We start from the raw sequence: 11,686 nt of genomic DNA, 5'->3' as shown, positions 1-11,686 counted from the left end.
TTATTTTTCTCCTTTCACTACGATATAAGTAACGTATAAATGAGGAGTTACAATTTCTTCAGGAGAAATTTGTCCAACTTCAACCACTTCTTCTACTTCCGCAATCACGATATCAGCGGCCGTTGCCATCATTGGATTAAAGTTTCTTGCTGATTTGCTGTAAATAAGATTTCCGAGTCGATCTGCTTTTTTAGCTTTTATAAGAGCTACATCTGCGTGCAGCGATTCTTGCAAAACATATTTTTTTCCTTTTAACACTCGTTCTTCTTTTCCTTCAGCGAGCTGAGTCCCTACGCTCACAGGCGTGTAAAACCCGCCTATGCCTGCTCCTCCTGCTCTAATAGCCTCGGACATTGTTCCTTGCGGGATGAGCTCCACTTGAAGTTCTCGTTTTTGATAAGCGTGTACAACTTCAGGATTAGAAGTAAAATAAGACCCTATGGCTTTTTTTACTTGTTTTTTTTGAACCAATACACCTAATCCTTTTCCAGGTTCACCGAGGTTATTACTAATAATCTCTAAATCTTTAAGGTTTGATTTGGCAATCGCTTCAATCAGACTAAGCGGGCTTCCAACAAGACCAAATCCACCTACCATAATGCGTGCGCCATCTGTTATTTTTCCCACTGCTTCTTCGCGCGTGATGATTTTGTTCATTTTATTTCCTCCTTTTCTTTTTATATTTCACAGCGCTTTACACGAAAAAAACCAAGCAGGACACAATGACTCCCCAAAGAAACAGGGATGTCCCCACTCTTTGCAAAGCGTGTGTGTCTGCTTGGTTTTAATAAGACCATGAAAAGAGGTTGTCTTCTCACTTTATTCTAACCAAACGCTATGTAATTTTTTGATTTACATTATCCCAGTAACGTTGGATTGCAGCCTGAAGCGCTACGATAATCGCCTGTTGAGATGGAGCAAAATAATAATTTTGAATACGTTCAATAAGAGGTTCAATTCCATCTGCAAGGCAGTAACCAATAAGCAGCTTCCGGAAAAAATTTTGCGTCAGCTCCGTAATAAACGTAAACTCAGCATTTACAATTTTATGCTCTGTCAGATCCACTTCTAGTACAATTCCCGCATGCTTATACATTTCATACATGGAAGTTCCCTGTGGAGCTTTTGCATATCCTGTCACAATGACTGTATTCAGTATTTGCATGCCCCTTAATCTCCTTTTAAAAACTATTTGATTACTTCGCACTTTTACAGTAATAATTCTGAAAGATCAAATGAGATCATCTCATATGCTTTTAGTTATGTAAGTGCTTTCATTTTTAAAAAGATATGTTCTTACACAACTAACATTTCGCCTTTTCTAGACAAAATCCTTCTTTTCTTTTAAAAAAACTTTCTATTTTTTTATTTATTCTTCTTCATTGAAATTTATTCGAGTCTCCGTTAAACTTTTCATCTGCTATACGGATGGACTCTGTTGGACAGCCTTCAAACGCATCTATTAAATCGTCTTCTAACTCTTGGGGCACTTCAACCGTGCCTTGATTATCGTCAAGTATAACAAACGCAATTCCTTCATCATCATAATCATAAATATCAGGTGCCGCAGCTCCGCATGCACCGCACGCAATACACGTTTCTTTATCGACTATCGTATATTTCCCCATTATCATTCTCCTGACTAAATTTAAAAGTTATTACTCATTACCAGCCGCGCTCTTGCATGCGATTTTCTGGTAATAATGATGAAATTTCAATTCCTTTCATTGCACTTCCTAATCCTTTTGACAAGCTTGCAATCAGTTCATAGTCTTGATAATGTGTTGTTGCTTCGACGATTGCACGCGCAAATTTTTCAGGGTTATCTGATTTGAAGATTCCTGAACCAACGAACACACCGTCTGCTCCGAGCTGCATCATTAACGCTGCGTCCGCTGGTGTTGCTACGCCGCCTGCTGCAAAGTTTACAACCGGTAAGCGCCCTTCACGTTTAATTTGCAGTAATAGCTCATAAGGGGCACCTAATAGTTTGGCTTCTGTCATTAACTCGTCTTCATCCATGCCTACCACTTTACGTACTTGAGCGTTAACTTGGCGCATATGACGCACGGCTTCCACGATATTTCCTGTTCCTGGTTCGCCTTTTGTACGAAGCATGGAAGCACCTTCACCAATTCGTCTTGCTGCTTCTCCTAAATCACGGCATCCGCATACAAATGGAACCATAAATGTACTTTTGTTAAGGTGATATTCCTCATCAGCTGGAGTCAGCACTTCACTTTCGTCAATGTAGTCTACACCCATTGCTTCTAGCACGCGTGCTTCAACAATATGGCCGATACGAGCTTTTGCCATAACTGGAATGGATACAGCGTCCATCACTTCTTCAACAATTGTTGGGTCTGCCATACGAGACACGCCGCCTGCTGCACGAATATCAGCTGGAACACGCTCTAACGCCATAACGGCAACAGCGCCTGCTGCTTCTGCAATTTTTGCCTGTTCTGCATTGATCACGTCCATGATAACGCCGCCTTTTTGCATTTCCGCCATTCCCCGCTTCACGCGGTCCGTTCCATTTCTCACCATATTCAATTCCTCCTTTATATGTTCAAACACTTATTATGCAACTTCCATGCCAGTGTTAAAATATAGAAGAAATTAGTGAAAAGCACTAATTTTTATGCCAAATTATTAAGCGGTTTTTAAAAATTTGGCAGGCGAAAGCCAATTTTTTAAACTAAAACAGCTTCCATCCCTATTAGAGACGGAAGCTGTTTTGTTAAGGAACTAACACTAATTTTCCGGTCGTTTTTCTTCCTTGAAGCAGACGATGTACATCTGCTGCTTCTTCAAGTGAAAATGTACCGCCCAGCATTAATTTTAACTGACCGGAATTCACGTAGTTTAATAGCTCATGCAGGCTTTGCTGATAAAGTGCTGGTTTTGCCATCATTTGAGGTAAGAAAAAGCCGAGAACTGCCTGATTTTTTTCCATAAGGCGAGCAGGGTTAAACTTTACAGATTTTCCGCTAGCCATTCCGTAAAAAACGAGGCGCCCAAATGGTGCAAGACATTGAAGAGATTCATAGAATATATGCCCTCCTACCATTTCTAAAATAATATCGGCTCCTTTTCCTTCTGTTACTTCTAAAATCCGTTTTTCCCAGCCTGTTTCTGTATAGTTAATCACTTCGTCGGCTCCAAGATTTTTTGCAAGCTCAAGCTTTTCTTTAGAGCTCGCTGTAGCAATAACTTTTCCAGCTCCAAAAATTTTCGCAAGCTGAACAGCTAAGGTTCCGACACCGCCTGCTGCCGCATGAACGATGACGGTTTCTCCTTTTTCAAGGCGACCCATTGTTTTTAAAATATGATAAGCCGTTAGTCCTTGAAGAGGCAAAGCAACCGCTTGTGTTAAATCCACATCGTCCGGCAAAGGAATGAGGCCTCTTGAATCTGCCAGCGTGTACTCAGCGTAGCCTGTTGCACGATTAGATCCTAGCAGCGTCACCACTTTTGTCCCTACTTTTATTCCTTTTACATCTTCACCTACTTCGACCACTTCTCCCGCAACTTCAGAGCCTGGAATAAAAGGCAGCGGCGTTTCGACTACATATGCTCCTTCACGCCGCGCAGCGTCGGCGTAATTAACGCCAATTGCCGCAACTTTAATGAGCACATCTTTCTTTTTCGGTACAGGGCGTGCAATATCGATAACTTGCAGAACATCAGGTCCTCCGTACTGCGTAAATTGAATGGCTTTCATCATAGATCCCCCTTTTATTTCCCTTGAAATAGTGGCTTTCTTTTTTCTTTAAACGCAGATATTCCTTCCTGGTGATCCCTCGTTTCTACCATAAGAACTTGCGTTAGCCTTTCCTGTTCGAGAACTTGTTCTAACGTTAAATGGAATGAATCATTCACAATTTTTTTCATTTTCCCATACGCTTTAGTCGGTCCTTGTGATAAGCGGCTTGCAAAGGATGTAACCTCATCTTTCAGCTGATTTAACGGCACTACACGGTTTAAAAAACCAGCTTTGTAAGCTGTGTCGGCATCCATAGGCTCTCCTAAAAATAACAGTTCCTTAGCTCTGTGAGGGCCGACGACCTTTGTAAGAAAGTAAAGACCTCCTCCGTCTGAAATCAAGCCAACTTGAGCAAAGCTTAATACGAACCGACTTTCTTCTGACGCAATGATAAAGTCAGAAGCGAGAGCTAAATTAAAAGCTGCTCCTGCTGCAAATCCATGAACTGCTGAAATAATTGGCTTCTCTAAATTTTGCATCGTTAGGATACATTCATTTAAACGGCCGATATGTTCATAAACATCCACTCCGGATGCTTGGCCCATTGTTTTCACATCGCCTCCGGCAGAAAACGAACGCCCTGCTCCATTTAATATAACCACTTTAATAGACTCATCGCTTTGTGCCTGTTTTATTTCAGCTGTTAACTTTTCAATCATTTCCTCACTGAATGCATTTAAGCGATCCGGCCGATTTAACGTTAAAGATAAAATAGTCCCCTGCTTTTCTACTACTAAATCACTCATAATTCGAATTCCCTCCTCTTTACTTTGTATTAAACGATAAGCCACCCGCCGTCTACTAACAAATCACTTCCAGTCATATACGATGCCTCTTTAGACGCTGCAAAAGCAATAACGTTTGCAATTTCTTCTGGTTTACCAATACGCTTTAAAGCCGTATTTTTTTCGATTGCCTTAGTGAAGCGCTCATTTTCAAGTCCAGGCTGTGTTAAAGGTGTTTCTACGAATCCAGGAGACACAGAGTTTACTCTGACTCCGTGAGGTGCTAATTCAAATGCCATTGCTTTTGTAAAGTTAATTAAAGCAGCTTTAGCAGCGCTGTAGTGGGGAATTTGTGCACCTGCTTTATGTCCTGAAAGAGAAGCGATGTTAACAATAGATCGATTTCCTCCTACCTCTTCAGTTAACAAAGGAATCAAATGTTTTGTTACAAGAAATACGCTTGTTAAATTGACGTCCTGCACGTGTTTCCACTGTCCAAGAGTTGTTTCTTTGATGGTTGAATTCACAGATCCGCCTGCGTTATTAATTAATAAATGAAATTGTCCGTACTTTTCTTTTATAAATTCAGCCAGCTCTTTGACGTCTCTTTCTTTCGTTACATCAGCGGGGAAAATATCCGTGCATTTTCGTTCACACCGTGTGTCAATAGCGGATGCAGCCTGTACTAGTTTTTCTTTCGTTCGCCCGACAAGAATGACGCGAGCGCCTTCTTGTGCCATTTTCTGAGCAGTCGCTTCTCCAATGCCGCTTCCAGCTCCTGTAATAACAGCTATTTGCCCTTCAAAACGCATATTACCCCTCCTTATACAACATATCGCCCGCTGTCGATAAATTCCCGGGCGATGTCTCGATTGCGCGTGAACTCTCCTTCACTTTGCAAATCATTCATCCATTTTCCAAGAATTGTACGGTACTGTCGGTGTTTTTCACCCGTTAACATCCCGTTTATTAATTGTCGAGCCTGCTTTTCAATTTCAAAGAGCGTTTCACTAACAACTGTTGCTGTGAGCTTGCTTTTTAACGTTTCTTTTTCTTCTCCATTTCTGGTTACGGCTTTTTCCACGCGTAGCACAGATGACTCCATAGCAAATAGCCCAACAGCAATTTCTGCTAGTTTCATCAGCGTTTCTTGTTCTTGCGCTAGATTGGCTTGAAACGTTTGGAATGCTGTTCCTAACAAAGCAAGAAACAAATGTCTTGTGGTAATAACAGCCTGCTTTTCTCGTGCTAGAAGTTCATTTGAAGGTGTTTCCCACTGACCGCTCATCAATTCACTGAGGGCATGCTCTACTTGTTTGCTCAGCTCTATTTCACCTTTGCCCGCTTTTTTTAGAAGCTGAGTTGGAAGCAAAAGGCGGTTGATTTCATTTGTACCTTCAAAAATACGATTGATGCGTGAGTCACGATATACTTGCTCTATTTTATATTCTTGAATAAACCCTGCGCCGCCATGAAGCTGCAGCGATTCATCGGCAATTAAATCAAGAGTTTCCGATCCATACACTTTACATACTGAACATTCCATTGCAAATTCAGCCAGCTGTTTAGCTACTAACTTATGATTTTCACTTTCATATAAACCACCAAGCGCTTCTTCTAGTAAACCAGCTGTCCGGTATTGCATAGATTCAGAGGCAAAAATACGCGCTGCCATTTTAGCTATTTTTTCTTTTGAAGCATTAAATTCTGCAATAGCTGTTTTAAACTGCTTGCGTTCTTTTGTATAAGTCAAAGCAAGTTCAAACGCATATTTCGCTGCGCCCATACACGCAGAACCTAAGTTAAAACGCCCGAGATTTAAGACGTTCAAGGCAATCAAGTGACCTTTTCCTACTTCTCCAAGTACGTTTTCTACGGGTACTAAACAATCTTCATAAATAACCGGGCGAGTAGACGACCCTTTAATCCCCATTTTCTTTTCTTCTGGCCCGAGAGACAGCCCTTCAAAACCTTTTTCTACGATAAAAGCGGTAAAATGTTCACCGTCTACTTTTGCATACGTAATAAATGTATCTGAAAAAGCAGCATTGGTAATATACTGCTTCGTTCCATTTAATACATAATGCGTTTTTTCAGGATTTAATAGGGCTTTTGTTTGGGCTGCAAGAGCATCAGAACCTGCTTCTGGCTCTGTCAAACAGTAGGCGCCAATATATTCACCGCTTGCCAATTTAGGCAAGTATTTTTCTTTTTGCTTTTTGGTGCCAAAATACGTAATAGGAAGTGTCGCAATACATGTATGGTTAGAATGGGCCACCCCATATCCGCTTGTCCGGCCAATGATTTCACCGACGAGTCCTTTGCTTACTTTATCAAGACCTAATCCTCCATATGCTTCTGGAATACTGTGAGCAAGAAGTCCAAGCTCGCCTGCTTTATGCATTAATTCTACTACTTTATTAAAATCTTGCTGCTCAATGTCACTGTGGTAAGGGTCGACTTCTTTTTCAATAAACTGCTTTGCTGTCTGAGCGATCATACGATGCTCATCCGTCAAGTCTTCGGGTGTATAAACGTGATGCGTAGATGTTTTTTTTAGTAAAAATGATCCGCCTTTTGCTTCGGTTTTCATTTCAGACATATCGTTTCCTCCCCGTTTACTAGCTTTTTTTTCACTACCTTAGGAACTACGGAATAGACGTTTTTCCGGGTTACAAAGCCAATTTCGTCTAGAAAACCATACTGAGTGAGCATTTCTCCTACGGCTGAGTGTTTCAATATTTCAACAGGTGAATGCTCATAAGCCTCATACAAAAGCAGTGCAGCTTTTGCAGCATCCGTTAAATAAAATGTTTTTAGTTGCAGAAGACAGCTTATAAAGTACCCCGCTCCATATAAATCTTCTAGACAGAAGCGATCGGATGAACCTGAACAAACCAATAAAACAGTTTCATCTTGACTTGGTTGACAAACAGCACCGGCAACCGCTTCTCCGTTTAACAGTGAAGCTGCATAGACATGTTTTGCTTTTTCAGCGTTATGAATGGCCACCGTCCCATTAGTGGTGGATAAAATAACTGTTTTATGTTGAATATGCTTTAATGTGCTGGGGTTTGGATCAAAAAAGCCTTCAATCGTTTTCCCTCTATATTCGCCTACAAGCGCAATTTCGTCAGGTTTATACGTTTTTGCTTTATTACGCGCTTCTTCTTCATTTCTTACCGGGATAACTTCCGTTGCTCCTTGCTGTAAAGCAGCCGCAATTGTTGACGTAGCCAATAAGACGTCAAATATAACGACCGTTTTTCCTTCTAGCTTTTTGGCAAGAAGCTCTTCTTTTTTGAGTATTACGTGAACTTTTCTTTTCATATATGCCCGCGTTCTGTATGCAGAGCATGAATAATCAGTGTTTTTACGTAATCTCCAAATTGTGAAAACCGTTCATCATTTGTTTGGCCTTTTTGATAACGGTAATAAATTTGCTGACAAATGACAGCAAGTTTGAAGTACGCAAACTTCAGGTAAAAGTCAATGTGTGAAACATCTCGTCCGCTTTTTTTAGCATACGCTTCTACAAAATCTCGACGGGAATAAAAGCTTTTTTGCACAGTAACAGGGGGGTTCCCCAATCCTCTTTTTAAAAGTTCAGGGTCGCCGTCTTCCATCCAATAGCTCACCGCAACTCCCAAATCAGCAAGCGGGTCTCCAACGGTTGTCATTTCCCAGTCGAATAATCCTACAATTTTCTTTCCATCCGGTGAAAATAACGTATTGTTAAGCTTATAATCATAGTGAATAATGGTTGAATGCTGTGAAGTTGGGAAGTGTGTGGTCAACCATTTCTTTAGTGCTTCTACTTCCGGTATGTGACTTGTTTTTGATTTTTCATAACGATGAATCCAGCCGTGTACTTGACGTTCTAAAAAACCTTCAGGCTTGCTGATTTCTTCAAGGAGCGTGCCTTTATAAGGAACATCATGAAGTTGAACAAGGACATCCACCATTTGTTCTGAAATACGACGGCAAAGTTCGCTCGTTTCTTTCACTTCTTTTGGAAACGCTGTGTCGATGAGAACACCGTGCTTTCGTTCCATTAAAAAAAAGGATTTTCCGACCACCGTCTCATCTTCACAAAACACATACGGCCTAGGAGCGAGAGGGAACGACTTCGATAAAACAGATAAAATCTTGTATTCTCTTTGCATGTCATGCGCTTTTGGGGCAACTGGCCCAAAGGGAGGACGTCTCAACACAGCCTCCCACTCTCCGACTGAAAGAGCGTAGGTTAAATTGGACGCACCAGATCCAAATTGCTTGATTAAAAGAGGCTCTTTAGGTAAATCAGGAATCGAAACACGGAGAAACTGATGCAGTTTTTCCGTGTTTAATTCCTCTCCTTTTCGTACAGGAATGATTTGTGCCATTCTTTTACCACCTGCTTTTTTGTAGTTAAACAGCTACTTTATAATTCATCAAAAACTGCTTAATATCCGCTGGAATAGAAATGCTTTTTTGTGCATCAAAATCAAAGTACACGATGACAGCTTCTCCTTTAGCAATCAGCGATCCCGTCTTGCTGTCGGTAATTTCATGGCCAATTGTAAAGCTTTTATTGCCGACATTAGATACAAAGGTTTTAATCATTAGCACTTGATTAAAATATCCTTGCGCAACAAAATCACATTTAGTAGAGGCTAAAATATACTCCCACTTTTTTGTATGCATAGATGCTCCCATTTCTTCAAAAAAAGCAATCCGGGCCTCTTCTAAATAAATGAAATAGCTCGTATTGTTAATGTGACCCAGTGCGTCTGTTTCGCAAAAGCGCACTTTGACCTGTGTTTCATACATGATCTTCTCCTCCTTTACTTATGTGAAAAAACAGCGGGACGCTTTTCAATAAATGCTGATACTCCTTCTTTAATATCTTCTGTTTGAAAGATTTCTTCAAACAGCTCTGCCTCAAGTTCAAGACCTTCAGATAATGTACGATTCATTCCTTCGTTTACCGCTGTCTTAATTCGAGAAAGTGACGGAAGAGAGTGACGGTTAAATTTCTTAGCCAGCTCTTTTGCTTTTTCGAGCCCTTTTCCTTTAGGCGTGACATGATTGGCAAATCTTGCATGAAGCGCTTCTTCTGCAGAAACAGGACTTCCGGCAAACATCCATTCTTTAGCTTTAGATACGCCGATTACGCGTGGAAGGCGCTGAGTTCCGCCTCCTCCAGGAAACAATCCGAGCTTCACTTCCGGAAGACCGATTTGAGCATGTTCTTCGGCAATGCGTATATCAGCAGTTAGCGCAAGTTCGCATCCCCCCCCAAACGTTAAACCGTTTAACACGACAATTGTTGGTTTCTCAACATTTTCAAGCTTTTGCAAAACGCGATGGGTTTTCATAAACTCTTCTTTAATGCCGCTTTGTCCCATTAACTGAGGAAATTCTTTAATATCAGCTCCAGCCATAAACGCCCGGTCGCCCGCTCCTGTTAAAATAATTGTAATGACATCAGGATCTTTACTAAGCTCTTCATACGTTTCTTCAAGCTGCTGCACAACAGCCTGACTCATTACATTTAAAGGAGGGTTATCAATGGTTACAATAGCCATTTTTTCTTCTTTTTCAATACGTACAAATTTTTTCATCATTGCTTCACTCCCTGTGTGTGGTATGTGTAAAAACCTTTTCCTGTTTTACGTCCAAGCTCGCCTTTTTGAACTTTTTCTTCAATGCACGCAGCTGGCTTGTCCTCTGGATCCCCCGTTTCACTATAGCGCTGCTGCATCACAAAATATCCGACGTCAATTCCCGAGAGATCCATCAATTCAAAAGGACCGATCGGGTGATTGAGCGCTTTTTTGCAAATCGTATCAATGTCTTCAAAATCTGCGTATCCATTTTCGTAAAGGAAAACGGCTTCTTTTTGCAACGCTCCTAAAATTCGATTGGCGATAAAACCTGAGATTTCTTTTTTCAGAAGGACTGCTGTGCGATTAATTTGCTTACAAACTTCCATGGTCGTTTGAGCTGTTTTTTCACTTGTCTTTTCACTCATCACAACTTCTACGCAGTCCATTACAAGAGGAGGAAAAAAGAAATGCATGTTAACGATTTGCTCTGGACGGTTTGTTGCACTTGCAATAAGCGAATTAACAATTGTTGAACTATTCGATGCTAAAATGGCGTGACTTGGTGCGTACTCATCTATTTCTTTAAAAACGCTTTGTTTTACATCTAACTTTTCTACAACGGCTTCAATCACAAAATCAGCATTTGAAACCGCTTCTTTTAATGTATTTGTAAAAGACAACCTTCGAAATGCGGCTTCTTTAGCATCAGAAGAGATTTTGCCTTTATGAACCCATTTGCCTATAATTGCTTCCAGCTTATTTTTCGCCTCAATGAGTGATTGTTCATTCATATCTTGAATAATTGTTTCATATCCTCCAAGTGCACAAAGCATACCGATTTGATGTCCCATTTGTCCTGCTCCAATAACAGCAATACGCTGTATATCTTTACTATTCATGTTATAGCCTCCTTTTAATATAAAAGGAGAGAAAGAGCTTATACTTTCCCGCCTTTTACGAGCACTGTCTAACCTAGCAGCTACTGTGACTGAATACCTTTCATCAACATCTTATAAAAAATAGCCGCAACTTCTCGATCTGACTTTTCACCATCCGGCTGAAACCAGAAATAGCTCCAATTTGTCATTCCTAATATGCCTAGCGTCACGATATCTGAAGGCAAATCTGAACGGAACTGCCCTGCTTCCATTCCTTTTTCAATAATTTCCTGTACGTTTTCTTTAAAACGATCGCGCTTTGGAATGATTTGTTCTAAGTGTTCTTCACTCAAATGACGCATCTCTCGAAAAAACACTTTAGCTCGAAGCCCTTCTTTTTCAATATCATGAACAAGTTTAAAAATAATGCTGTGCAGCTTTTCTGGATAAGATGTCGTCTTATCTGCAAGAATCGTCTCTTGGTTTTCTATTAACCTTTCAATATATTGAAGGTGAATATCCATTAAAAGCTCTTGTTTGCTTTTAAAATAATAATAAAACGTTCCTTTTGTGACGTTTAATTCATTTACAATATCTTGAATAGACGTTTCTTTGAAACCTTTTTGAGCAAAAAGCTGAATGCTTCGTTCCATCATCAAATCTTTCATCGTCAAACCCTCTCTGTCTTTTCTCATTTTCACAAATTATACCATGGCTTAGAGG

The 11,686-nt window shown here is 40.5% G+C and carries 14 protein-coding genes; all 14 read right to left on the bottom strand.

All coding sequences use genetic code 11. The features are described from left to right. The 14 genes from ACOZIR_RS21045 to ACOZIR_RS20980 all read right to left on the bottom strand — a co-directional run bounded on the left by ACOZIR_RS21045 (nt 1) and on the right by ACOZIR_RS20980 (nt 11,631). Entirely contained in the window at nt 1-657 is a 657-nt protein-coding gene (locus ACOZIR_RS21045; RefSeq protein ID WP_045294172.1) for a CoA transferase subunit A, read from the bottom strand. A 178-nt stretch (nt 658-835) separates the two neighbouring features. Continuing rightward, on the bottom strand, nt 836-1,165 hold the full coding sequence (locus tag ACOZIR_RS21040; protein WP_013057066.1) for a DUF3870 domain-containing protein: 330 nt from the start codon (nt 1,163-1,165) through the stop codon (nt 836-838). 214 nt (nt 1,166-1,379) lie between these two features. After that, on the bottom strand, nt 1,380-1,628 hold the full coding sequence (locus ACOZIR_RS21035; protein WP_045294174.1) for a ferredoxin: 249 nt from the start codon (nt 1,626-1,628) through the stop codon (nt 1,380-1,382). Between the two features lie 37 nt (nt 1,629-1,665). Then, nucleotides 1,666-2,550, bottom strand: a complete 885-nt coding sequence (pdxS, locus tag ACOZIR_RS21030) for a pyridoxal 5'-phosphate synthase lyase subunit PdxS (protein ID WP_169746694.1) — start codon at nt 2,548-2,550, stop codon at nt 1,666-1,668. Between the two features lie 193 nt (nt 2,551-2,743). Beyond that, nucleotides 2,744-3,727, bottom strand: coding sequence for a quinone oxidoreductase family protein (locus tag ACOZIR_RS21025; protein WP_045294176.1), 984 nt, complete (start codon nt 3,725-3,727; stop codon nt 2,744-2,746). Between the two features lie 14 nt (nt 3,728-3,741). Further along, entirely contained in the window at nt 3,742-4,515 is a 774-nt protein-coding gene (locus ACOZIR_RS21020) for an enoyl-CoA hydratase/isomerase family protein (RefSeq protein ID WP_045294178.1), read from the bottom strand. Between the two features lie 29 nt (nt 4,516-4,544). Further along, nucleotides 4,545-5,306 (bottom strand): SDR family NAD(P)-dependent oxidoreductase, encoded by a 762-nt coding sequence (locus tag ACOZIR_RS21015; RefSeq protein WP_045294180.1) that lies wholly within the window; start codon nt 5,304-5,306, stop codon nt 4,545-4,547. Between the two features lie 11 nt (nt 5,307-5,317). Beyond that, nucleotides 5,318-7,096 (bottom strand): acyl-CoA dehydrogenase family protein, encoded by a 1,779-nt coding sequence (locus ACOZIR_RS21010; protein ID WP_045294181.1) that lies wholly within the window; start codon nt 7,094-7,096, stop codon nt 5,318-5,320. Continuing rightward, entirely contained in the window at nt 7,084-7,824 is a 741-nt protein-coding gene (locus ACOZIR_RS21005; RefSeq protein ID WP_421535801.1) for a 2-phosphosulfolactate phosphatase, read from the bottom strand. The genes ACOZIR_RS21010 and ACOZIR_RS21005 overlap by 13 nt, the downstream gene beginning before the upstream one ends. Next, on the bottom strand, nt 7,821-8,879 hold the full coding sequence (locus tag ACOZIR_RS21000) for a phosphotransferase family protein (protein WP_045294183.1): 1,059 nt from the start codon (nt 8,877-8,879) through the stop codon (nt 7,821-7,823). The genes ACOZIR_RS21005 and ACOZIR_RS21000 overlap by 4 nt, the downstream gene beginning before the upstream one ends. A gap of 25 nt (nt 8,880-8,904) precedes the next feature. Then, nucleotides 8,905-9,306 (bottom strand): acyl-CoA thioesterase, encoded by a 402-nt coding sequence (locus ACOZIR_RS20995; protein WP_045294185.1) that lies wholly within the window; start codon nt 9,304-9,306, stop codon nt 8,905-8,907. 14 nt (nt 9,307-9,320) lie between these two features. Beyond that, nucleotides 9,321-10,103 carry an enoyl-CoA hydratase gene (locus tag ACOZIR_RS20990; RefSeq protein ID WP_045294186.1) on the bottom strand — a complete coding sequence of 261 codons (783 nt, stop codon included), beginning with the start codon at nt 10,101-10,103 and terminating at the stop codon, nt 9,321-9,323. Further along, nucleotides 10,100-10,984 (bottom strand): 3-hydroxyacyl-CoA dehydrogenase family protein, encoded by an 885-nt coding sequence (locus ACOZIR_RS20985; protein WP_045294188.1) that lies wholly within the window; start codon nt 10,982-10,984, stop codon nt 10,100-10,102. The genes ACOZIR_RS20990 and ACOZIR_RS20985 overlap by 4 nt, the downstream gene beginning before the upstream one ends. Nucleotides 10,985-11,064: 80 nt before the next feature. Then, nucleotides 11,065-11,631, bottom strand: coding sequence for a TetR/AcrR family transcriptional regulator (locus ACOZIR_RS20980; RefSeq protein ID WP_045294190.1), 567 nt, complete (start codon nt 11,629-11,631; stop codon nt 11,065-11,067). Nucleotides 11,632-11,686: the final 55 nt, after the last annotated feature.

Source organism: Priestia sp. D3YE.R1 (assembly GCF_049199565.1).
Classification (GTDB): domain Bacteria; phylum Bacillota; class Bacilli; order Bacillales; family Bacillaceae_H; genus Priestia; species Priestia aryabhattai.
Note: the sequence above shows the minus strand (reverse complement) of the source record. Positions and strands in the feature narration are given on the sequence as shown.

Excerpts from the sequence above, each read along its gene's own strand:
- ACOZIR_RS21040 (WP_013057066.1), bottom strand. The coding sequence starts at position 1,165 with ATGCAAATACTGAATACAGTCATTGTGACAGGATATGCAAAAGCTCCA.
- ACOZIR_RS20985 (WP_045294188.1), bottom strand. The coding sequence starts at position 10,984 with ATGAATAGTAAAGATATACAGCGTATTGCTGTTATTGGAGCAGGACAA.
- ACOZIR_RS21035 (WP_045294174.1), bottom strand. The coding sequence starts at position 1,628 with ATGGGGAAATATACGATAGTCGATAAAGAAACGTGTATTGCGTGCGGT.
- ACOZIR_RS20980 (WP_045294190.1), bottom strand. The coding sequence starts at position 11,631 with ATGAAAGATTTGATGATGGAACGAAGCATTCAGCTTTTTGCTCAAAAA.
- ACOZIR_RS21025 (WP_045294176.1), bottom strand. The coding sequence starts at position 3,727 with ATGAAAGCCATTCAATTTACGCAGTACGGAGGACCTGATGTTCTGCAA.
- ACOZIR_RS21005 (WP_421535801.1), bottom strand. The coding sequence starts at position 7,824 with ATGAAAAGAAAAGTTCACGTAATACTCAAAAAAGAAGAGCTTCTTGCC.
- ACOZIR_RS21020 (WP_045294178.1), bottom strand. The coding sequence starts at position 4,515 with ATGAGTGATTTAGTAGTAGAAAAGCAGGGGACTATTTTATCTTTAACG.
- ACOZIR_RS20990 (WP_045294186.1), bottom strand. The coding sequence starts at position 10,103 with ATGATGAAAAAATTTGTACGTATTGAAAAAGAAGAAAAAATGGCTATT.
- ACOZIR_RS21000 (WP_045294183.1), bottom strand. The coding sequence starts at position 8,879 with ATGGCACAAATCATTCCTGTACGAAAAGGAGAGGAATTAAACACGGAA.
- ACOZIR_RS21010 (WP_045294181.1), bottom strand. The coding sequence starts at position 7,096 with ATGTCTGAAATGAAAACCGAAGCAAAAGGCGGATCATTTTTACTAAAA.
- ACOZIR_RS21045 (WP_045294172.1), bottom strand. The coding sequence starts at position 657 with ATGAACAAAATCATCACGCGCGAAGAAGCAGTGGGAAAAATAACAGAT.
- ACOZIR_RS21015 (WP_045294180.1), bottom strand. The coding sequence starts at position 5,306 with ATGCGTTTTGAAGGGCAAATAGCTGTTATTACAGGAGCTGGAAGCGGC.
- ACOZIR_RS20995 (WP_045294185.1), bottom strand. The coding sequence starts at position 9,306 with ATGTATGAAACACAGGTCAAAGTGCGCTTTTGCGAAACAGACGCACTG.
- pdxS (WP_169746694.1), bottom strand. The coding sequence starts at position 2,550 with ATGGTGAGAAATGGAACGGACCGCGTGAAGCGGGGAATGGCGGAAATG.